The 21,554-nt window shown below is 68.7% G+C and carries 19 protein-coding genes and 1 pseudogene; 16 read left to right on the forward strand and 4 right to left on the reverse strand.

The window, feature by feature from the left end:
- The first annotated feature begins 1 nt into the window (after position 1).
- The 3 genes from ACIPSA_RS39925 (at position 2) to ACIPSA_RS39935 (ending at position 4,447) form a co-directional block, all read left to right on the forward strand.
- Positions 2–2,449: a bifunctional polysaccharide deacetylase/glycosyltransferase family 2 protein gene (locus tag ACIPSA_RS39925; protein ID WP_402644153.1), complete on the forward strand. Its 2,448-nt coding sequence runs from the start codon at positions 2–4 to the stop codon at positions 2,447–2,449.
- Between the two features lie 73 nt (positions 2,450–2,522).
- A complete protein-coding gene (locus ACIPSA_RS39930) occupies positions 2,523–3,629 on the forward strand; it encodes an acyltransferase (RefSeq protein WP_402644156.1) in 1,107 nt (368 codons plus the stop codon).
- 122 nt (positions 3,630–3,751) lie between these two features.
- A complete protein-coding gene (locus tag ACIPSA_RS39935; protein WP_402644159.1) occupies positions 3,752–4,447 on the forward strand; it encodes a demethylmenaquinone methyltransferase in 696 nt (231 codons plus the stop codon).
- Here the strand turns inward: ACIPSA_RS39935 and ACIPSA_RS39940 are convergent.
- Together ACIPSA_RS39940 and ACIPSA_RS39945 are read right to left on the reverse strand one after the other, a co-directional pair.
- Positions 4,434–4,739 (reverse strand): PASTA domain-containing protein, encoded by a 306-nt coding sequence (locus tag ACIPSA_RS39940; RefSeq protein ID WP_402644161.1) that lies wholly within the window; start codon positions 4,737–4,739, stop codon positions 4,434–4,436. The two genes, ACIPSA_RS39935 and ACIPSA_RS39940, sit on opposite strands and share 14 nt — an antisense overlap.
- A 125-nt stretch (positions 4,740–4,864) precedes the next feature.
- On the reverse strand, positions 4,865–5,383 hold the full coding sequence (locus tag ACIPSA_RS39945) for a GNAT family N-acetyltransferase (protein WP_402644163.1): 519 nt from the start codon (positions 5,381–5,383) through the stop codon (positions 4,865–4,867).
- 47 nt (positions 5,384–5,430) lie between these two features.
- On the opposite strand from ACIPSA_RS39945, the gene ACIPSA_RS39950 reads away from it, so the two are divergent.
- Positions 5,431–6,765: a geranylgeranyl reductase family protein gene (locus ACIPSA_RS39950; protein ID WP_402644165.1), complete on the forward strand. Its 1,335-nt coding sequence runs from the start codon at positions 5,431–5,433 to the stop codon at positions 6,763–6,765.
- Between the two features lie 32 nt (positions 6,766–6,797).
- Here ACIPSA_RS39950 and ACIPSA_RS39955 read toward each other — a convergent pair.
- Both ACIPSA_RS39955 and ACIPSA_RS39960 read right to left on the reverse strand, forming a co-directional pair.
- Positions 6,798–7,081 (reverse strand): annotated as a pseudogene (locus ACIPSA_RS39955) (peptide deformylase); the annotation flags it as partial.
- 110 nt (positions 7,082–7,191) lie between these two features.
- Positions 7,192–8,004: a C40 family peptidase gene (locus tag ACIPSA_RS39960; RefSeq protein ID WP_402644168.1), complete on the reverse strand. Its 813-nt coding sequence runs from the start codon at positions 8,002–8,004 to the stop codon at positions 7,192–7,194.
- A 746-nt stretch (positions 8,005–8,750) separates the two neighbouring features.
- Here ACIPSA_RS39960 and ACIPSA_RS39965 point away from each other — a divergent pair.
- From ACIPSA_RS39965 to nuoL, 12 genes are read left to right on the forward strand one after another with little or no spacing between them, the layout of a single operon-like run.
- Positions 8,751–9,110, forward strand: coding sequence for an NADH-quinone oxidoreductase subunit A (locus ACIPSA_RS39965; protein ID WP_007383963.1), 360 nt, complete (start codon positions 8,751–8,753; stop codon positions 9,108–9,110).
- A 13-nt stretch (positions 9,111–9,123) separates the two neighbouring features.
- Complete coding sequence (locus ACIPSA_RS39970; protein WP_402644171.1) at positions 9,124–9,678, forward strand: NuoB/complex I 20 kDa subunit family protein; 555 nt, start codon at positions 9,124–9,126, stop codon at positions 9,676–9,678.
- Positions 9,675–10,439, forward strand: a complete 765-nt coding sequence (locus tag ACIPSA_RS39975) for an NADH-quinone oxidoreductase subunit C (RefSeq protein ID WP_402644173.1) — start codon at positions 9,675–9,677, stop codon at positions 10,437–10,439. The genes ACIPSA_RS39970 and ACIPSA_RS39975 overlap by 4 nt, the downstream gene beginning before the upstream one ends.
- Positions 10,436–11,770, forward strand: coding sequence for an NADH-quinone oxidoreductase subunit D (locus ACIPSA_RS39980; protein WP_402644176.1), 1,335 nt, complete (start codon positions 10,436–10,438; stop codon positions 11,768–11,770). Before ACIPSA_RS39975 ends, ACIPSA_RS39980 begins: the two co-directional genes overlap by 4 nt.
- The gene (gene nuoE, locus ACIPSA_RS39985) at positions 11,767–12,690 is read left to right on the forward strand and encodes an NADH-quinone oxidoreductase subunit NuoE (protein ID WP_402644179.1); all 924 of its coding nucleotides are present in this window, start codon (positions 11,767–11,769) and stop codon (positions 12,688–12,690) included. Before ACIPSA_RS39980 ends, nuoE begins: the two co-directional genes overlap by 4 nt.
- Positions 12,687–14,036 (forward strand): NADH-quinone oxidoreductase subunit NuoF, encoded by a 1,350-nt coding sequence (gene nuoF, locus ACIPSA_RS39990; protein WP_402644181.1) that lies wholly within the window; start codon positions 12,687–12,689, stop codon positions 14,034–14,036. Before nuoE ends, nuoF begins: the two co-directional genes overlap by 4 nt.
- Complete coding sequence (locus tag ACIPSA_RS39995) at positions 14,033–16,537, forward strand: NADH-quinone oxidoreductase subunit G (protein WP_402644184.1); 2,505 nt, start codon at positions 14,033–14,035, stop codon at positions 16,535–16,537. The genes nuoF and ACIPSA_RS39995 overlap by 4 nt, the downstream gene beginning before the upstream one ends.
- On the forward strand, positions 16,534–17,895 hold the full coding sequence (nuoH, locus tag ACIPSA_RS40000) for an NADH-quinone oxidoreductase subunit NuoH (protein ID WP_402644186.1): 1,362 nt from the start codon (positions 16,534–16,536) through the stop codon (positions 17,893–17,895). The genes ACIPSA_RS39995 and nuoH overlap by 4 nt, the downstream gene beginning before the upstream one ends.
- On the forward strand, positions 17,888–18,499 hold the full coding sequence (gene nuoI, locus ACIPSA_RS40005; protein WP_402644188.1) for an NADH-quinone oxidoreductase subunit NuoI: 612 nt from the start codon (positions 17,888–17,890) through the stop codon (positions 18,497–18,499). Before nuoH ends, nuoI begins: the two co-directional genes overlap by 8 nt.
- Positions 18,496–19,338, forward strand: coding sequence for an NADH-quinone oxidoreductase subunit J (locus ACIPSA_RS40010; RefSeq protein WP_402644191.1), 843 nt, complete (start codon positions 18,496–18,498; stop codon positions 19,336–19,338). The genes nuoI and ACIPSA_RS40010 overlap by 4 nt, the downstream gene beginning before the upstream one ends.
- Positions 19,335–19,634, forward strand: coding sequence for an NADH-quinone oxidoreductase subunit NuoK (gene nuoK / locus ACIPSA_RS40015; RefSeq protein WP_402644193.1), 300 nt, complete (start codon positions 19,335–19,337; stop codon positions 19,632–19,634). The genes ACIPSA_RS40010 and nuoK overlap by 4 nt, the downstream gene beginning before the upstream one ends.
- Before the next feature lie 15 nt (positions 19,635–19,649).
- Positions 19,650–21,551 carry an NADH-quinone oxidoreductase subunit L gene (gene nuoL / locus ACIPSA_RS40020; RefSeq protein ID WP_402644196.1) on the forward strand — a complete coding sequence of 634 codons (1,902 nt, stop codon included), beginning with the start codon at positions 19,650–19,652 and terminating at the stop codon, positions 21,549–21,551.
- Positions 21,552–21,554 lie beyond the last annotated feature (3 nt).

The raw sequence follows: 21,554 nt of genomic DNA on the forward strand, positions 1-21,554 counted from the left end.
CATGACTACACCGACGTCCTCACGCGGCCGCCGGCGTGCCCCCACCCGCATGGAGCGGGCGGCGGGCAAGGCCGCGGCGCTGCAGAAACCACGTGTCATCCTCGCCCTGCTGCTCCTGCTGGCGCTGACCTGCGTGATGCTGCTCGACGGCTATCTGCGCGCCGAGGTCGGCGGCGACCAGCGGGTGCGCACCGGAGCCAGCTCCAGCAACGTGCCGAAGAAGATCCTCAACGGCGGCCCGATTCTCAGGTTCCGCGGCGGCCGGGCGAGCACCGTCTCCGTGCCGGCCAAGACCATCGCGCTCACCTTCGACGACGGTCCCAACCCGACCTGGACGCCCCAGGTCCTCAAGATCCTCCAGGAGTACGACGTGCCCGGCACGTTCTTCCTGGTCGGCTCGATGGTGTCGCGCTACCCGGACATCGTGAAGACCATGGTCGACCAGGGCAACGAGGTCGGCGTCCACACCTTCACGCACGTCGACCTGTCGTACCAGAGCAGCGCCCGCGTCAACCGTGAGATGCAGCAGACGCAGCTCGCCCTCGCCGGCGCGGCGGGCATCACGACGACCCTGTTCCGCGCGCCGTACTCCTCCGAGACGGACGCCATCGACAACTACAGCTGGCCCGTCTACAAGAAGCTCGGCAAGGACGGCTACACCAGCGTCTTCGTCGACACCGACAGCGACGACTGGAAGAAGCCGGGCGTCTCGAAGATCGTCAAGTGGGCCACGCCCAGCGGGACCAAGGGCGCGGCGGTCCTCTTCCACGACGCGGGCGGCGAGCGCTCGCAGACCATCAAGGCGCTGCCGCAGTACATCAAGAGGATGAAGGCGAAGGGCTACACCTTCACCACCATCAGCGGTGTCATACAGAAGCAGAGCGTGGCGGCCCGGCAGGCCGCCACGGGTACGGGCAGCCAGTCCGCGGGTGCCGCCGAGGCCGGCGCGGCTGGGGCGGGTGCCGCTGGGACGGGCGCAGTTGGAGCGGGTGCCGTTGGGACGGGTGCCGCCGAGGCCGGCGCGGCGGGCGCGACCGGCAGCCGACCGGGCGGCACCGCGCCGAACGGCGAAGGCAGCCAGAACAGTCAGAGCGGCCGGAGCGGTCAGAGCGGCCCGAACGGCAACTCCGCCAAGTCCCGTCTCCAGGCGGCCCATCGCACGGCCACCGGCGCGACCCTGTACGAGGGCAAGGCCCTCATCGTCGCCGTCGCCGTCGCCGAGTGGACGGTGCCCGCCCTGTCGGTCGGGCTGTTGGTCGTGGGCATCGCGGTCATGGGCCGCTTCGGGATGATGCTGATTCTCGCCCGGCGCCACTACGGACAGCGCAACAAGCGTCGGTTCAGCTGGGGGCCGCCGGTCACCCGGCCGGTGAGCGTGATCGTCCCGGCGTACAACGAGAAGGAGTGCATCGCCAACACCCTTGCCTCGCTGGCGCAGAGCACCCATCCGATCGAGATCATCGTCGTCGACGACGGCTCCACGGACAACACCTCCGAGATCGCGAACGAGGCGGCCTGGTCCCTCGGCATGACGAACGTCCGCGTCATCCGTCAGGAGAACGCGGGCAAGCCGGCCGCCCTCAACAACGGTGTGCGCAACGCCAGTTATGACATCGTCGTGATGATGGACGGAGACACCGTCTTCGAGCCGGACACCGTACGGCAGCTGGTGCAGCCGTTCGCCGATCCGGAAGTCGGCGCGGTCGCGGGCAACGCCAAGGTCGGCAACCGCAACACGGTCATCGGCGCCTGGCAGCACATCGAGTACGTGATGGGCTTCAACCTCGACCGGCGCATGTACGACCTGCTGCGCTGCATGCCGACCATCCCGGGCGCGATCGGCGCGTTCCGCCGCGAAGCGGTGCTGGAGGTCGGCGGGATGAGCGAGGACACCCTCGCCGAGGACACCGACATCACCATCGCCATGCACCGCGCGGGCTGGCGGGTCGTGTACCAGGAGCACGCCAAGGCCTGGACGGAGGCGCCCGGTTCGCTCAAGCAGCTGTGGTCCCAGCGCTACCGCTGGTCGTACGGCACCATGCAGGCGCTCTGGAAGCACCGCAAGTCCCTCACGGACAAGGGGCCTTCGGGTCGATTCGGCCGCGTGGGCATGCCGCTGGTGGTCGTCTTCCAGATCGTCACGCCGGTCTTCGCCCCGCTCATCGACGTGTTCACCGTCTACTCGATGGTCTTCATCGACTTCCAGGCCGCGCTGCTGGCCTGGCTCGCGGTCCTGGGTATCCAGCTGGTGTGCGCGGCGTACGCCTTCCGCCTGGACCGGGAGAAGTACCGGTACCTGCTGATGATGCCGCTGCAGCAGCTGGCCTACCGCCAGATGATGTACCTCGTCCTCATCCACTCCACCATCACCGCCCTCACCGGCGGCCGCCTGCGCTGGCAGAAACTGAAGCGGACCGGCGAGGTCGGGACACCGGCGGGGGTGAGCTGAGATGGGTTCGCATCGCAAGGGCGGGTCTGCGCGGATCGCCGCGGACGGTGTGGCGGTCGCTACCGCTACCGCCGTGCCCTCAGCGCCGGAGGCCCTCTCGGACACCGCCCGGCTGCCTCAGGCGGAAGCACCCTCGCAGCCGGGGCCGGCAGGACGCGACCGCTACTTCGACACCCTGCGGGCCGTCGCCCTCATCCGCGTCGTCACCTATCACACCTTCGGGTGGGCCTGGTGCGGCATGGTCTTCCCCTCCATGGGGATCATGTTCGGCCTGGCGGGCACGCTGATGGCGAAGTCCCTGGAGCGCCCGGCGCTCAAGGTGGTGAAGAGCCGGCTGCGGCGGCTCCTGCCCCCCTTCTGGTTCTGGGGCTTCTTCGTCGTCCTGGCGATGCTGATCCACGACTGGATACCGGGCTGGCAGATCGTCTACTGGGTCGTGCCGCTCGGCGACCCGCCGGGCAACGCCTGGGGCGAGCAGGCCTGGGAGATCCTCTGGTACCTGCGGACGTACCTCTGGTTCGTCCTCCTCTCCCCGGCCCTGCTGTGGATCTTCCGCAAGGCGCCGGTCCCGGTGCTGGTGCTGTCCCTCGCGCCGATCCTGGTCCTGAACTTCGTCTGGTCGGGACCGGACAACCGGCTGGGCAGCGCCCTGTGGGACCTGTCGACGTACCTCTTCTGCTGGATCCTGGGCTTCGCCCACCGGGACGGCGTGCTGCGGAGGATGAGGCCGGCCCTGGTGGTCGTGCTCTCGCTCACCGCGATCGGGTACGGCGGCTGGTACGCCTTCTCGCACCAGGCCGACTTCGGGACCTACGACCTGGACGAGAACCCGCTCGCGCAGGCCTTCTGGTCGGCCGGCTTCGTCATGCTCCTGATGTGGGCCAAGGCGTACTTCCGGATCGACTTCGCCTGGCTCACCCGGCTGCGGCGGCTGGACCGGACGGTCACGGTCTTCAACGCGCGCGCCGTGACGATCTACCTCTGGCACGAGATCGCCCTGATTCTGGCCGTCCCGCTGATCGACCAGTTCTGGAACGTCCCCGCCTTCGAGAAGTACCTGCCGCTGGACAGCCAGTGGTTCATGTTCGGCATCGGCTGGGTCCTGATCGCGGTCTTCGTCCTGCTGTGCGGCTGGGTGGAGGACGTGGCGGCGAAGAAGAAGCCGAGGCTGCTGCCGTGATGACGCGTGGGCCGGTGCCATGAGGATGCGTGGGCCGCTGCCGTGATGACGCGTGGACCGGTTGCGTCAGGATGCGTGGGCCGCTGCCGTGGCGTCGCACCCCCTGCTGCCACAATGGGGCCGTGACCCGCGCATCCCTGGACAAGCAGCCGCACGAAGTCGCCTCGATGTTCGACAACGTGGCGGAACGGTACGACCTGACGAACGACGTGCTGTCACTCGGCCAGGACCGGCGATGGCGCAAGGAGGTCGCGACGGCGGTCGACGCCCGCCCCGCGCAGAAGGTGCTGGACCTGGCGGCGGGCACGGCCACCTCGTCGCTGCCCTTCGCGCAGACGGGCGCGTACGTCGTCCCCTGCGACTTTTCCCTCGGCATGCTCCAGGTCGGCAAGAGGCGCAACCCCTGGCTGCCCTTCACGGCGGGGGATGCGACGCGGCTGCCCTTCAAGGACGACACCTTCGACGCGGTGACGATCTCCTTCGGGCTCCGCAACGTGCAGGACACCGATGCCGCGCTGCGCGAGATGTACCGGGTGACCCGGCCCGGCGGGCGCGTCGTGATCTGCGAGTTCTCGCACCCGACATGGGCGCCCTTCCGGACGGTCTACACCGAATACCTGATGCGCGCCCTGCCCCCGGTCGCCCGGGCGGTCTCCTCCAACCCGGACGCCTACGTCTACCTCGCCGAGTCCATCCGCGCCTGGCCCGACCAGCCCGCGCTGGCCGAGCGGCTGCGCAAGGCGGGCTGGTCGAAGGTGGCGTGGCGGAACCTCACCGGTGGCGTGGTGGCCCTGCACCGGGGCTTCAAGGAGAGCTGATCACCTCGAAGGCGTTCCCGGGTTCGTCGAGCTCGCGCTGCAGCCCGCTCCGGGGCGGCTTCGGGATACGCGGCTCGCGCACGCCTCCGCCACCCTCGCCGTCGCCGAGGTCGAACCACACGTACACCATCGAGTCCCGCGGCACTTCGGCGCCGGGCTGTGGGTACTGGCGTACGACGTAGTCGACGACGGTGAGGTGGAAGTCGGGCCGGTCCGGCGCGTTGAGGGACAGGCCCCACGCCTGGGCCGTCTGGCGCGCGTCCACGGCCATCAGGCCGACGAGCCGTGGCACACGCGTTTCAGGCGTTTTGGGTGTTATACGCACAGATGTCACCCCCAGCGGTATCCGAAGGGTAACTCCGGCATGCTCCACCCGGAAGCGTTTGGTGTCTTTCTGTGACAGTCAACTACCCTTAGTCACAAGTCGAGTCGGTAGCAGAGCACCTCACGCGACTTCCGCCCCTGCGTTTCCGGCCTCGCGTACGCCTCCGCCCGGCGCATGCCCAGCCGCCGGGTGACCGCGATGGAGCGCTCGTTGCCGGCGTCCACCATCGCCACCACGCTCGGCGTGCCCGCAGCCCGCAGCCGCTCCAGGGTCTCCCGCGCCGCCGCGGTGACGTACCCCTTGCCCCAGTGCGCCCGTCCGAGCCGCCAGCCGATCTCGGTCTCGCCCGTCGGCCCCCACTCCCGCTCCCACGGCTGGGCGCCCGTGAATCCGATGACCTCGCCGGACTCGTCGAGCAGGGACCACAGGCAGAAACCGCGCTCGGCGTCGTGCCGGCGCTGGCGGGCGGTGAGCTCCTCGTAGACGTACAGTTCCGCGGCCCTGCCGCCGTGGAACTCCATGACGTCCGGGTCGGCGAAGACCCGGTGCCAGACAAACGCGTCCTCGTGGGTGGGCACGCGCAGCCGTACTGCGGGGAGAGCTCGGTTCACGGGGGCAGCCCTTCAGCCGGTGATCAATCGTGCTGAATAGACTGCCCATGTCCAGTGCCGGTCGGCACGCAGATTTCGAACCTTGGGGAGATCCCGTCGTGACCGAGCCCCTCTCCGACCACACCGCCGATGTGATCGTCGTGGGCGCGGGGCCAGCCGGCTCCACGACCGCCTACCACCTCGCCCGGGCCGGCCTCGACGTGCTTCTGCTGGAGAAGACCGAGTTCCCGCGCGAGAAGGTCTGCGGCGACGGCCTCACCCCCCGTGCCGTCAAGCAGCTGGTGTCGATGGGCATCGACATCTCCGAGGAGGCCGGCTGGCTGCGCAACAAGGGCCTGAGGATCATCGGCGGCGGCTCCCGGCTCCAGCTCGACTGGCCGGATCTCGCCTCCTTCCCCAACTACGGACTCGTCCGCAAGCGCGACGACTTCGACGAGCAGCTGGCCCGCAACGCCCAGAAGGCGGGGGCGCGTCTGTACGAGCGCTGCAACGTCTCCGGCCCGATCGTCGACGACCGCACCGGCCGCATCACCGGTGTGACGGCCAAGCTCGGCGAGGAGAAGCGGGAAGTCACCTTCCACGCGCCACTGGTGGTGGCCGCCGACGGCAACTCCACCCGCCTGTCCCTGGCGATGGGCCTGCACCGCCGCGAGGACCGCCCGATGGGCGTCGCGGTCCGTACGTACTTCACCTCCCCGCGCCACGACGACGACTACCTGGAGTCCTGGCTGGAGCTGTGGGACCGCCGCGGCCCGCAGGACCGCCTGCTGCCGGGCTACGGCTGGATCTTCGGCATGGGCGACGGCACGTCGAACGTCGGCCTGGGCGTCCTCAACACCTCCGACTCCTTCAAGGAGCTGGACTGGCGGGAGGTCCTGAAGGCGTGGTGCGCGTCCATGCCGGAGGACTGGGGCTACACCCCGGAGAACATGACCGGCCCCATCCGCGGGGCGGCGCTCCCGATGGCCTTCAACCGCCAGCCGCACTACACCAAGGGTTTGCTGCTCGTCGGTGACGCCGGCGGCCTGGTGAACCCCTTCAACGGCGAGGGCATCGCCTACGCCATGGAGTCCGGCCAGCTCGCCGCCGACGTCATCGTCCAGGCGCATGCGCGGGCGACGCCGGGCCAGCGCGAACTGGCGCTGCAGCGCTACCCGCGTGTCCTCAAGGACACCTACGGCGGCTACTACACGCTGGGCCGCGCCTTCGTGAAGCTCATCGGCAACCCGAAGGTCATGCAGATCGCGGCCCAGCGCGGCCTGACCCACCCGCTCCTGATGAAGTTCACCCTGAAGCTCCTGGCCAACCTCACCGACCCGACGGGCGGCGACGCGATGGACCGGATCATCAACGGTCTGAGCAAGGTGGCACCGAAGGCCTGACCCGGCCGGTCAGCGCTCAGGTCCACGGCCGGTCAGCACTCAGGTCCACGCTCGGCCGGCGCCTCGGTCCTGGCGGCCCGGCGGGCGGACACCTCGTCCCGCCGGTCCGCCACCTGCCGCAGCGCCTCCCTGCGCTCCCGCCCGGAGAGCCGGTCCAGGTAGTGACGAGCGGCTCGCCGTCCTTGTCCTGCTCTCGTACGACGACGCGGTCCGGGCGGGGTACAGCCAGCACAGGGTTGATGGCGTGTCCGATATGTCGGACACCATCGCCAATGGGGCAGTCGTACACGAAGAAAAGCAGATCGACACCGACTTGGCCGGTCTCGGCCGAGCGTGCCAGGAGAGCCTGAAGGGCCGCTGCCCCCGAGCGGCTGCGGCCCTTCACGTGTGTACGGCTGTACGGCGTCGTGCGCGCCGTTCGTGCCCCTAGAGCACCCGAACCGCGCCGGTCGGCGGGTCGTACGACAGCGGCTTCTCCACGATGCCGGTGGACGGGTTCTGCGCGCCGACGAACATGCCGTCGCCCACGTACACCGCCACGTGGTACGCGCTGCCCGCGCTGCCCCAGTAGAGGATGTCGCCCGGCTGCAGGTTGCTCAGCGAGACCTGGGTGCCGGCGGTCGACTGGGACTGCGAGACGCGCGGCAGGCTGATGCCGACCTGCTTGAAGGCAGCCTGCACGAGCCCGGAGCAGTCGTAGGCGCTGGGGCCGGTGGCGCCCAGGACGTAGGACTTGCCGATCTGCGCCTTCACGAAGGAGATGACCGCCGCGGCCGAACCGGTGGCCGTGGACGTGCTCGTGGAGGTGCTGGTGCCGGTGCTCGCCGTGGTGGAGAGCGTGGTCCGCTCGGCGCTGCGCGAGGCGCGCGCGGCGGCGGCCTTGCGGGCGTCCTCGGCGGCCTTCTTCCTGGCCTCGGCCTTCTGCTTGGCGTCGGCGAGGTCCGCCTTTGCCTGCTTTGCGGCGTTTGCGGCGGCTGTGTCGCGCTCGGCCTGCAGTTGGTAGTTCGCGGCGGCCTGCTGCGTGGCGTCAGCGGACTGGGCGACCTGGGTGGCCATGTCGGCCGTCAGGGTGGGCAGTTCGAGGGTCTGCGTCACAGGCTCGTCGGCGTAGGCCGACGCCGACGCGCCGGCGGCGGCCAGGCTGAGGACGCCACCCGCAACTCCGGCCCGCATCGCGATCGTCGACGCACTGCGGTTGCGGGGCTTCCGGTGGCTGCGTATGTGAGCGGTGTGGGACATGGGAATAACGGGTACCAGGGGCTCCTTCATATCTTCAAGAAACGTGTGCTGCGCCACAGTTGTTCAATCGAGACCTCGAATGCCGGGCGTGTCGTTCTTTATTGACGCCGTAACGGACATTGCGGACGTCCGTGATCAAGCCCGTGATCACGCTCTTTCGTCATTACGCCCGAATTGCCCAGCACCTACCATCGCTTTGGGTCGATGGCCAAGCCCGGTTCCCAGGCGGCTCTCACGAATGTGGCGCAGGTCACGGAACGGTCACCGGAAGGGCCGCGTCTCGCGCGCGGTTCGCGCACCGTCGAGCTCGTGAACGCGTGCACGCGTCCACACCTGCCCCCGGGCCTCCCTCTGACGTGTGAACGGGATCCTCTAGCAGGACGTCTCGTCCAACACCAATTTGCATGCAGGGGAACTCTCTTGATATTGAGACGACCCCGCCGGCCTGCGATGACGAGCGAAAATGTCACTTCTGGTGATCAGTTGAACGCTTCGCGTGCGAAGATCACCGATCATCCGACTTCATGATCGTTCGCCAGGTGGTGGAGATCACAAAGCTTGTGTAATACCCCGTGTCGCAGATCACAGAGCTGCGGGCATAAGATGCGAGGCAGTTGGGCTTGTGACCTGCTTCACATGTTCTCGATCTTCGCCCGGGACGAGCGGGGCTCATGGAACAGGTGGGGCGGAAGTGGGCCCACGGCAACCCGCCAGCAGTCAGTGCCGACTGAGAGGAGCGAGGAGCGGTGAACGCGTATGCGCCCATCCTCGTACTGGGAGCCCTCGGGGCAGGCTTTGCGATCTTCTCCGTGGTCATGGCCACGCTGATCGGTCCGAAGCGGTACAACCGCGCCAAGCTCGAAGCCTACGAGTGCGGTATCGAGCCGACCCCCACGCCGGCCGGCGGCGGGCGCTTCCCGATCAAGTACTACCTGACGGCGATGCTCTTCATCGTCTTCGACATCGAGATCGTCTTCCTCTACCCCTGGGCCGTCACCTTCGACGCCCTGGGTGTTTTCGGGCTCGTGGAGATGCTGCTCTTCGTGCTCACCGTCTTCGTCGCATACGCGTACGTATGGCGGCGCGGCGGCCTGGAATGGGACTGAGGGGCCTAAGGACATGGGACTCGAAGAAAAGCTGCCGAGCGGTTTCCTGCTGACCACCGTCGAGCAGGCCGCGGGCTGGGTGCGCAAGGCGTCCGTCTTCCCCGCCACATTCGGCCTCGCCTGCTGCGCCATCGAGATGATGACGACCGGTGCCGGCCGCTACGACCTGGCGCGCTTCGGCATGGAGGTCTTCCGCGGCTCGCCGCGGCAGGCGGACCTGATGATCGTCGCGGGCCGGGTCAGCCAGAAGATGGCGCCGGTGCTGCGACAGGTCTACGACCAGATGCCCAACCCGAAATGGGTCATCTCCATGGGCGTCTGCGCCTCCTCCGGCGGCATGTTCAACAACTACGCAATCGTCCAGGGCGTCGACCACATCGTCCCGGTCGACATCTATCTGCCAGGCTGCCCGCCCCGGCCCGAGATGCTGATGGACGCGATCCTCAAGCTCCACCAGAAGATCCAGTCCTCCAAGCTCGGCGTGAACGCCGAGGAAGCGGCGCGGGAGGCCGAGGAGGCCGCTCTCAAGGCCCTGCCCTTGATCGAGATGAAGGGGCTGCTGCGGTGAGCGACGCGAACAGCACCAACGGCGCGAACGGGTCCGCGAACGGGGTGAACCCCGAGAAGGACCTCGCCGCCTCCAACCTCCCCGGCCAGCGCGGCGAGGGCGGCGAGGAGATCCGCGTCCAGCGCGGCATGTTCGGCGCCAACAACGGCGGCGACACCTCCGGCTACGGCGGCCTCGTCCGCTCGGTCCGTCTCCCGGGACCGGCGACCCGTCCTTACGGCGGATGGTTCGACGAGGTCGCCGACGAACTGGAGGGCGCTCTGGAGGAACAGGGACTCCTCCCCGAGAACGCCATCGAGAAGACGGTCGTCGACCGCGGCGAGCTGACCTTGCACATCGAGCGCGAGCACCTCGTCCGGGTCGCCCAGACCCTGCGCGACGACCCGGCCCTGCGCTTCGAGCTCTGCACCGGCGTCAGCGGCGTCCACTACCCGCACGACAAGGGCCGCGAGCTGCACGCCGTCTATCACCTGCGCTCGATCACCCACAACCGGCTGGTCCGCCTGGAGGTCAGTGCCCCGGACGGCGACCCGCACATCCCGTCCCTGGTCTCCGTGTACCCGACCAACGACTGGCACGAGCGCGAGACCTACGACTTCTTCGGGATCGTCTTCGACGGTCACCCGGCCCTCACGCGGATCATGATGCCGGACGACTGGCAGGGCCACCCGCAGCGCAAGGACTACCCCCTCGGCGGCATCCCCGTCGAGTACAAGGGCGCCCAGATCCCGGCTCCGGACCAGCGGAGGTCGTACTCGTGAGCACGCAGTCAGCATCCGCGGCCGCCTCGGCGCGCGAGACCACCGAGGGCACCGTATATACGGTCACCGGTGGCGACTGGGACGAGATCGTCCAGTCCGCGGCCCGCGCCGACGACGAGCGCATCGTCGTCAACATGGGTCCCCAGCACCCGTCCACCCATGGAGTGCTCCGTCTGATCCTGGAGATCGAGGGCGAGACGGTCACCGAGGCCCGCTGCGGCATCGGCTACCTCCACACGGGCATCGAGAAGAACCTCGAGTTCCGCACGTGGACGCAGGGGACCACGTTCGTGACGCGCATGGACTACCTGACGTCCTTCTTCAACGAGACCGCCTACTGTCTCGCCGTCGAGAAGCTCCTCGGCATCGAGGACGACATCACCGAGCGAGCCAAGATCATCCGGGTGCTCCTGATGGAGCTGAACCGGATGTCCTCCCACCTGGTGTGCATCGCCACCGGCGGCATGGAGCTCGGCGCCACCACGATCATGATCTACGGATTCCGTGATCGTGAAATGATTCTCGACATCTACGAGCTCATCACGGGCCTCAGGATGAACCACGCGTACATCCGCCCCGGCGGACTCGCCCAGGACCTGCCGCCCGGCGCGGTGGACCACATCCGCGAGTTCGTGAAGAAGATGAAGAAGAACCTCCCGGAGTACGACAAGCTCGCCACCGGGAACCCCATCTTCAAGGCCCGCATGCAGAACATCGGCTACCTCGACCTGGCCGGCTGCATGGCCCTCGGCGCCACCGGCCCGATCCTGCGCTCCACCGGTCTGCCGCACGACCTGCGCAAGGCGCAGCCGTACTGCGACTACGAGACCTACGACTTCGACGTCCCGACCGCCGACTCCTGCGACGCCTATGGCCGCTTCCTGGTCCGCCTGGAGGAGATGCGCCAGTCGCTCAGGATCGTCGAGCAGTGCCTGGACCGGCTGCAGCCCGGACCGGTCATGGTCGCCGACAAGAAGATCGCCTGGCCCGCCCAGCTCGCCCTGGGACCGGACGGACTGGGCAACTCCCTCGACCACATCAAGAAGATCATGGGCACCTCCATGGAGGCCCTGATCCACCACTTCAAGCTGGTCACGGAGGGCTTCCGCGTACCGCCGGGACAGGCGTACGCGGCCGTCGAGTCGCCCAAGGGCGAACTCGGGGTGCACGTCGTGTCCGACGGCGGCACCCGCCCCTACCGGGTCCACTTCCGGGACCCGTCCTTCACCAACCTGCAGGCCATGGCGGCGATGTGCGAAGGCGGCCAGGTCGCCGACGTCATCGTCGCCGTCGCGTCCATCGACCCCGTGATGGGAGGCGTCGACCGGTGAGCACGAGTTCTTCGGAGCGGGGCGTCAGCCTGGGCATGCCCGAGCTGCCCGCGCCCGGCTATCCGGACGACGTCCGAGCCCGGCTGGAGGCGGACGCGCGCGAGGTCATCGCGCGGTACCCCGACTCCCGGTCCGCGCTCCTGCCGTTGCTGCACCTCGTGCAGTCGGAGGAGGGACACGTCACGCGCACCGGGATGCAGTTCTGCGCGGACATGCTGGACCTGACCACGGCGGAGGTCACCGCGGTCGCCACCTTCTACACCATGTACCGGCGCAGGCCGAGCGGCGACTACCAGGTGGGCGTCTGCACCAACACGCTGTGCGCGGTGATGGGCGGCGACGCGATCTTCGAGTCCCTCCAGGAACACCTGGGCGTCGGCAACGGCGGGACCACCGACGACGGCAAGGTCACCCTGGAGCACATCGAGTGCAACGCGGCCTGCGACTTCGCGCCGGTCGTGATGGTCAACTGGGAGTTCTTCGACAACCAGAGCCCCGCGAGCGCGCGGCGCCTGGTCGACGACCTCCGCGAGGGACGCCCCGTCGAGCCCACGCGCGGGGCGCGCCTGTGCACCTTCAAGGAGACCGCCCGCATCCTGGCCGGCTTCCCCGACGAGCGGCCCGGGGCCGTCGAGGAGAGCGGCAGCGCCGGCCCCGCTTCGCTGGTGGGTCTTCGCCTGGCAAGGGGAGAGACCGCACCCGCGCGGGTGGTGCATCCGCGGGACGGCGGACCGCACGACGAGCCGCAGGACCGGGCGGTGCACGAGCCGTCACCGGCCGAGCACCTCAGCTCGCACGACGCGCCGCAGGACACATCGGCCTCCGACCCGTCCCACCCGTCGCCCACCACCACCCGTGATGGAGGGGCTTCGCCCCGCAGCCTTGATGCGGCAGGGCCTACCGCCGAGGAGGGGGAGTGATGACCGTGGCAGCCGACCTCAAGGACACCAGCCCCGAGAAGCTGCTCGCACCCGTGCTGTCGGCCTTCTGGGACGAGGACAGGTCCTGGACGCTGGACGTCTACCGGAGGCACGAAGGGTACGAGGGGCTGCGCAAGGCGCTCGCCATGTCGCCGGACGACCTGATCGCGTACGTCAAGGACTCCGGTCTGCGCGGGCGCGGAGGCGCGGGATTCCCGACGGGAATGAAATGGCAGTTCATTCCGCAGGGTGATGGAAAACCGCACTATCTAGTTGTCAACGCCGACGAATCGGAGCCCGGAACCTGCAAGGACATCCCGCTCCTCTTCGCGAACCCGCACAGCCTCATCGAGGGCATTGTGATCGCGTGCTATGCCATCAGGTCGTCGCATGCCTTCATCTATCTGCGTGGTGAAGTCGTCCCCGTTCTGCGGCGGTTGCACGAGGCCGTGCGCGAGGCCTACGCGGCGGGCTACCTCGGCGAGAACATCCTGGGCAGCGGACTCGACCTCCAGCTCACCGTGCACGCCGGCGCCGGCGCGTACATCTGCGGTGAGGAGACCGCACTGCTCGACTCGCTCGAAGGCCGCCGTGGTCAACCGCGGCTCCGTCCCCCCTTCCCTGCTGTCGAAGGGCTCTATGCCTGCCCGACTGTTGTGAACAACGTCGAGTCGATCGCGTCGGTTCCCGCCATCCTGCAGAACGGCAAGGAATGGTTCAGGTCGATGGGAAGCGAGAAGTCTCCAGGCTTCACGCTCTACTCGCTCAGCGGCCACGTCGCGAGCCCCGGCCAGTACGAGGCGCCGCTCGGCATCACGCTCCGCCAGCTCCTCGACATGAGCGGCGGCATGCGTCCCGGGCATCGCCTCAAGTTCTGGACGCCGGGCGGTTCCTCCACTCCGATGTTCACCGACGAGCACCTCGACGTCCCCCTTGATTACGAAGGAGTGGGTGCCGCGGGTTCCATGCTCGGCACAAAAGCCCTGCAGTGCTTCGACGAGACCACCTGCGTCGTGCGTGCCGTGACCCGCTGGACCGAGTTCTACGCCCACGAGTCCTGCGGCAAGTGCACGCCCTGCCGCGAAGGCACGTACTGGCTCGTCCAGTTGCTGCGTGACATCGAGGCCGGCAAGGGCGCCATGGCCGACCTCGACAAGCTCAACGACATCGCCGACAACATCAACGGCAAGTCCTTCTGCGCCCTCGGCGACGGCGCCGCCTCGCCGATCTTCTCCTCGCTCAAGTACTTCCGCGAGGAGTACGAGCAGCACATCACGGGCCGGGGCTGCCCCTTCGACCCGGCAAAGTCGACGGCCTGGGCCGACCGCCCGGAGGTGAACGCATGACCGTGACCACCAGCGCTCCCTCCGGAGGGGGAGAGGCGGCGGTCCCGCCGGAGGACCTCGTCACGCTGACGATCGACGGCGTGGAGATCAGCGTGCCCAAGGGCACCCTGGTCATCCGGGCCGCCGAACAGCTCGGCATCGAGATCCCCCGCTTCTGCGACCACCCGCTCCTCGACCCGGTCGGCGCCTGCCGCCAGTGCATCGTCGAGGTCGAGGGCCAGCGCAAGCCCATGGCGTCCTGCACGATCACCTGTACGGACGGAATGGTGGTGAAGACTCAGCTCACCTCGCCGGTCGCCGAGAAGGCCCAGCACGGTGTGATGGAGCTGCTCCTCATCAACCACCCGCTGGACTGCCCGGTCTGCGACAAGGGTGGCGAGTGCCCGCTGCAGAACCAGGCCATGTCGCACGGCAACGCCGAATCCCGCTTCGAGGGCCGCAAGCGGACGTACGAGAAGCCCGTCCCGATCTCCACACAGGTGCTGCTCGACCGCGAGCGCTGCGTGCTGTGCGCCCGCTGCACCCGCTTCTCAAGCCAGGTCGCGGGCGACCCGATGATCGAGCTGCTGGAGCGGGGCGCGCTCCAGCAGGTCGGCACCGGTGAGGGCGACCCCTTCGAGTCGTACTTCTCCGGGAACACCATCCAGATCTGCCCGGTCGGCGCGCTGACCTCGGCGGCGTACCGTTTCCGTTCCCGTCCCTTCGACCTCGTCTCCTCGCCCTCGGTGTGCGAGCACTGCTCCGGCGGCTGCGCCACCCGCACCGACCACCGGCGCGGCAAGGTCATGCGGCGGCTCGCCGCCAACGACCCCGAGGTCAACGAGGAGTGGATCTGCGACAAGGGGCGCTTCGCGTTCCGGTACGCGCAGCTGAAGGACCGGCTGGAGACGCCCCTGGTGCGCAACGCGGAGGGTGAGCTCGAACCGGCTTCCTGGCCCGAGGCGTTGCAGATCGCCGCCCAGGGTCTCCTGGCGTCGCGCGGCAGGACCGGTGTCCTGACCGGCGGGCGGCTCACCATCGAGGACGCCTACGCCTACAGCAAGTTCGCGCGGGTGGCCCTCGCCACGAACGACATCGACTTCCGCGCGCGCGTGCACAGCAGCGAAGAGGCCGACTTCCTGGCCGCCCGGGTCGCCGGACACGGCCGGGACCTCGACGGTACGGGCGTCACGTACGCGTCGCTGGAGAAGGCGCCCGCCGTTCTGCTGGTCGGGTTCGAGTCCGAGGAGGAGGCGCCCGGCGTCTTCCTGCGGCTGCGCAAGGCCTGGCGCAAGCGCAAGCAGAAGGTGTTCTCGCTGGCCACGCACGCCACCCGGGGCCTGGAGAAGGCGGGCGGCACACTGCTGCCGACCGCTCCCGGCACCGAGACCGAGTGGCTGGACGCGCTCGCGAGCGGGGTCGGCCTGGAGGAGCCCGGGACGAAGGCGGCCGAGGCGCTGCGCGCCGACGGCGCGGTGATCGTCGTCGGCGAGCGGCTGGCCGCGGTCTCCGGTGGCCTCACCGCCGCCGTACGGGCCGCGTCCGCGACCGGCGCCCAGTTGGTGTGGATCCCGCGCCGGGCCGGGGAGCGCGGCGCGGTCGAGGCGGGCGCACTGCCGTCGCTGCTGCCGGGCGGACGTCCGGCCACCGACCCCCGCGCGCGTGAGGAGGTCGCCGCGGCCTGGGGCCTCGCCGAACTCCCGCTCCGCTACGGCCGGGACACCGGCCAGATCGTCGAGGCCGCCGCGAGCGGCGAGCTCCAGGCGTTGCTGGTGGCGGGTGTGGAGGTCACCGACCTGCCCGATCCGGCACGCGTGCGTGAGGCCCTCGCCGAGGTCGGTTTCCTGGTGTCGCTGGAGCTGCGGCCCGGTGAGGTCACCGAGCTCGCCGACGTCGTCCTCCCCGTCGCCGCGGTCGCCGAGAAGGCGGGCAGCTTCCTCAACTGGGAGGGCCGGGTCCGCTTCTTCGAGGCCGCGCTCAAGCCCGACCAGATGACCCGCCGCCTGTCGCCGGCCGACGCGCGTGTCCTGCAGATGCTGGCCGACGCCATGGACGTACACCTGGGTCTGCCGGATCTGCGCACCGTGCGCGCGGAGCTGGACCGGCTCGGCGCATGGGACGGCCCGCGGGCCTCGGACCCGCTGGAGACGGGGACCGCGCTGCCGCGTCCGGCCGCCGGAGAGGCCGTGCTCGCCGGGCACCGGCTGCTGCTCGACCAGGGCGCCCTTCAGGAGGGCGACGAGGCGCTCGCCGGAACCCGGCACGCGGCACGCGCGCGTGTGTCGCCCGCGACGGCCGCCGAGGCGGGGATCGAGGACGGCGACGTCATCGCCGTGACCGGCCCCTCCGGGGTGACCGAACTCCCGCTGCAGATCACGGAGATGCCCGACCGCGTGGTCTGGCTCCCGCTGAACTCCGCCGGCCGGGGTGTCGCCTCCGACACCGGGGCGCTGCCCGGCTCCCTCGTCCGCATCGGCCCGGCGGCCACCGCCGGTGAGGCCCCCAAGGAGGTGGAGGCATGAGCCCGTACTTCGCCGCTGAAGACCTCTCGATGTTCGGCCGCGACCCCTGGTGGCTGGTCGTCATCAAGGCGGTGTTCTGCTTCGCCTTCCTGATGGTGACCGTACTGTTCTCCATCGTCTGGGAGCGCAAGGTCGTCGCCTGGATGCAGCTGCGCATCGGCCCGAACCGGCACGGCCCCTGGGGCATGCTCCAGTCGCTCGCCGACGGCATCAAGCTGATGCTCAAGGAAGACCTCATCGTCAGGCGCGCGGACAAGGCGGTCTACATCCTCGCGCCGATCGTCGCGGCCATCCCGGCCTTCATGGCGATCGCGGTGATCCCCTTCGGTCCGGCCGACAACGAGATCTCGATCTTCGGTACGCGCACCACGATGCAGCTCACCGACCTGCCGATCGCGATGCTCTACATCCTCGCGGTCGCCTCGGTCGGCATCTACGGCATCGTGCTGGCGGGTTGGAGTTCCGGATCCACCTACCCGCTGCTCGGCGGTCTCCGGTCCTGCGCGCAGATGATCTCGTACGAGATCGCCATGGGCGCCTCGTTCGCCTCCGTGTTCCTCTACTCGGGGTCGATGTCGACGTCGACGATCGTCGAGCAGCAGCAGGACCGCTGGTACATCCTGCTGCTGCCGGTCTCCTTCATCCTCTACATCGTCACGATGGTCGGTGAGACCAACCGCGCCCCCTTCGACATGCCGGAGTCCGAGGGCGACCTCGTCGGCGGCTTCAACACCGAGTACTCGTCGATCAAGTTCGCGATGTTCATGCTCGCCGAGTACGTGAACATGGTGACGGTGTCGGCCGTGTCGACCACGCTCTTCCTCGGCGGCTGGCGGGCCCCGTGGCCGATCAGCGGCTTCTGGGAGGGCGCGAACCACGGCTGGTGGCCGCTGCTCTGGTTCGTCATCAAGGTCCAGTTGCTGCTGTTCTTCTTCATCTGGCTGCGCGGCACGCTTCCCCGCGTCCGCTACGACCAGCTGATGAAGCTCGGCTGGAAGGTCCTCATCCCGGTCTCGGTGACCTGGCTGATGCTCGTCGCGACCGTGCGGACCCTGCGCAACGAGCACTACGACTTCGCCGACATCGCCCTCTACGTCGGCGGCGGTGTCCTGGCCCTGCTGCTCCTGTCCTTCGTCGCGGACATGTTCCGTGACAAGGCGAAGGCGGCCGAGCCGCCCGCGGAGCCGGCCGGGTTCGACCCGACGGCCGGCGGATTCCCCGTACCGCCGCTGCCCGGGCAGGAACTGCCGCCGGTGCCCAGGCGCCGTCCCCGCCGCGAGCGGGAGCTGATTGTCAGTGGTGGGTCGGACACTGTCAGTGACGGATCTTCGGATGGAAAGGAGGCGTCCGATGGCTGAGGAGCCCAAGGAGGCCGCACAGGCGAAGCCTGGCTTCCAGAACCCCGTGGCCGGCTTCGGCGTGACCTTCAAGGCCATGTTCAAGAAGCGGCTGACCGAGCAGTACCCGGAGCAGAAGAAGACCACTGCTCCGCGGTTCCACGGACGGCACCAGCTCAACCGCCATCCGGACGGCCTGGAGAAGTGCGTCGGCTGCGAGCTGTGCGCCTGGGCGTGCCCCGCAGACGCCATCTACGTGGAGGGTGCCGACAACACGGACGAGGAACGCTACTCGCCCGGTGAGCGGTACGGCCGCGTCTACCAGATCAACTACGCACGCTGCATCCTGTGCGGCCTGTGCATCGAGGCGTGCCCCACGCGCGCGTTGACGATGACCAACGAGTTCGAGCTGGCGGACTCCAGCCGCGCCAACCTCATCTACACCAAGGAGCAGCTGCTCGCCGGCCTCGACGAGGGCATGGTCGACACGCCCCACTCGATTTTCCCGGGGATGGACGAGCAGGACTACTACCGGGGTCTCGTCACCGAGGCGGCGCCCGGCACGGTGCGCCAGGTCGCCGTCTCCAAGGGCGAGCGGCCGGAAGAACAGGGGGCCGACGCATGAGCGCCCAGCTCGCCGCCTACTCCACCTCCACCGGAGAGGCCTTCCAGTTCTGGGTCCTCGGCACCGTCGCCGTGATCGGGGCCCTGGGCACCGTCTTCATGAAGAAGGCCGTGCACAGCGCGCTCTCTCTCGCCGGGACCATGATCATCCTGGCGGTGTTCTACCTCGCCAACGGCGCCTATTTCCTGGGCATCGTGCAGATCGTCGTCTACACGGGCGCGATCATGATGCTGTTCCTGTTCGTGGTGATGCTCGTCGGCGTGACCGCGGCGGATTCGCTGAAGGAGACCATCAAGGGTCAGCGCTGGCTGGCCCTTCTCTGCGGGGTCGGTTTCGGCGTCCTGCTCCTCGCGGGCATCGCGAACGCCTCCCTGAAGGAGTTCGACGGCACCGGCCAGGCGAACGCCAACGGCAACGTGGAGGGCCTCGCGTCCCTCATCTTCACCAAGTACGTCTTCGCCTTCGAAATCACCGGCGCCCTGCTCATCACGGCTGCCGTCGGCGCCATGGTGCTCACGCACCGCGAGCGCACCGAGCGGGCAAAGACACAGCGCGAACTGGCCGAGCAGCGGGTGCGGGAGGGCAAGCACCTACCGCCGCTGCCGGCGCCCGGCGTGTACGCGCGGCACAACGCCGTGGACATCGCGGGCCTGCTGCCCGACGGAACCCCGTCCGAGCTCACGGTCAGCAAGACGCTGCGCGAGCGCGGCCAGATCCGTGACGTGTCGGCTCAGGCGCTCAACGACCTGCGGGCCCTGGAGCAGCGCGCCGAGGAGCGGCTGGAGCGGACCGAGATCGAGCCGGAGAACTTCAAGCGGGCCGAGGAGGCGTCGAAGTGAACCCCGTCAACTACCTCTACCTCGCCGCCCTGCTGTTCACGATCGGCGCCACCGGCGTGCTGATCAGGCGGAACGCGATCGTCGTCTTCATGTGCATCGAGCTGATGCTCAACGCGTGCAATCTCGCGTTCGTCGTCTTCTCCCGTATGCACGGCAATCTCGACGGCCAGATCATCGCCTTCTTCACGATGGTCGTCGCCGCCGCGGAGGTCGTGGTCGGGCTCGCGATCATCGTGTTGCTGTTCCGTACCCGCCACTCGGCCTCGGTCGACGACGCCAGCCTGATGAAGCTGTAAGGGGCGCTGGACCGAATGAACGCAGAGAACCTGATTGCGCTGCTGATCGCGGCGCCCCTGCTCGGAGCGGCCGTGCTGCTGGTCGGCGGCCGGCGCCTGGACGCCGTCGGCCACTGGATCGGCACGCTCCTGTCCTTCACCTCCTTCGCGTTCGGCGTGATCCTCTTCGCCGACCTGCTGGGCAAGGGCGCCGATCACCGCACGCTCACCCAGCACCTGTGGACGTGGATCTCGGTCGGCAGCTTCCAGGCGGACGTCACCTTCCGCCTCGACCAGCTGTCGATGACGTTCGTCCTGCTGATCACCGGTGTGGGCTCGCTGATCCATCTGTACTCGGTCGGGTACATGGAGCACGACGGGCGGCGCCGCCGCTTCTTCGGCTATCTGAACCTGTTCCTCGCGGCGATGCTGCTGCTCGTACTCGCCGACAACTACCTGTTGCTGTACGTCGGCTGGGAGGGCGTCGGTCTCGCCTCGTACCTGCTGATCGGCTTCTGGCAGCACAAGCCGAGTGCCGCGACGGCCGCGAAGAAGGCCTTCCTCGTCAACCGCGTCGGCGACATGGGCCTGTCGATCGCGATCATGCTGATGTTCACGACGTTCGGGTCCTTCGCCTTCGGGCCGGTCTTCAGCCACGTCGGTGACACCTCCGAGGGCAAGCTCACCGCCATCGGTCTGATGCTGCTGCTCGCCGCCTGCGGCAAGTCCGCCCAGGTGCCGCTGCAGTCCTGGCTCGGGGACGCGATGGAGGGCCCGACCCCGGTCTCGGCCCTCATCCACGCCGCGACGATGGTGACCGCGGGCGTCTACCTGATCGTCCGCTCCGCCGCGATCTTCAATGCAGCCCCCGACGCGCAACTGGCGGTCACCGTGGTCGGCGCGGTCACGCTCCTGTTCGGTGCGATCGTCGGTTGCGCTAAGGACGACATCAAGAAGGCGCTGGCCGGCTCGACCATGTCGCAGATTGGCTACATGGTGCTGGCCGCGGGCCTCGGCCCCGTCGGCTACGTCTTCGCGATCATGCACCTGGTCACGCACGGCTTCTTCAAGGCCGGACTGTTCCTCGGCGCCGGCTCGGTCATGCACGGCATGAACGACGAGGTCGACATGAGGAAGTACGGCGGCCTGCGGAAGTACATGCCGGTCACCTTCATCACCTTCGGCCTCGGCTACCTCGCCATCATCGGCTTCCCGTTCCTGTCCGGCTTCTACTCCAAGGACGCGATCATCGAGGCGGCCTTCGCGAAGGGCGGCACCCAGGGCTGGATCCTCGGCAGCGTGGCCCTGCTGGGCGCGGCCATCACCGCGTTCTACATGACGCGCGTGATGCTGATGACGTTCTTCGGCGAGAAGCGCTGGCAGCCCGACGAGAACGGCCACGAGCCGCACCCGCACGAGTCGCCGAAGGTCATGACGATCCCGATGATCGTGCTGGCCGTCGGCTCCGTCTTCGGCGGTTTCTACTTCAACCTCGGCGACCGATTCCTGCACTGGCTGGAGCCGGTCACCGGACACAGCGAGGGGAACTCGCCGGTCAGCGCCTGGACGGTCACCGGTGCCACCCTCGTGTGCCTGGTCGTCGGTGTCGGCATCGCCTACGCGCAGTACGGCCGCAAGCCCGTCCCGGTCGTCGCCCCACGCGGTTCGCTGCTCACCCGGGCGGCCCGGCGCGACCTGCTCCAGGACGACTTCAACCATGTCGTCCTGGTCCGCGGCGGCGAGCACCTCACCCGCTCCCTGGTGTATGTCGACCACACCCTGGTCGACGGGGTCGTCAACGGCACGGCGGCCGGTTTCGGCGGCCTGTCCGGACGGCTGCGCAAGGTCCAGAACGGCTTCGCGCGCTCCTACGCGGTCTCGATGTTCGGAGGTGCGGCACTCCTGATCGCCGCGACCCTGCTGATGAGGGCGGTCTGATAC

Source organism: Streptomyces sp. NPDC086549, assembly GCF_044746205.1.
Taxonomy (GTDB): Bacteria; Actinomycetota; Actinomycetes; order Streptomycetales; family Streptomycetaceae; genus Streptomyces.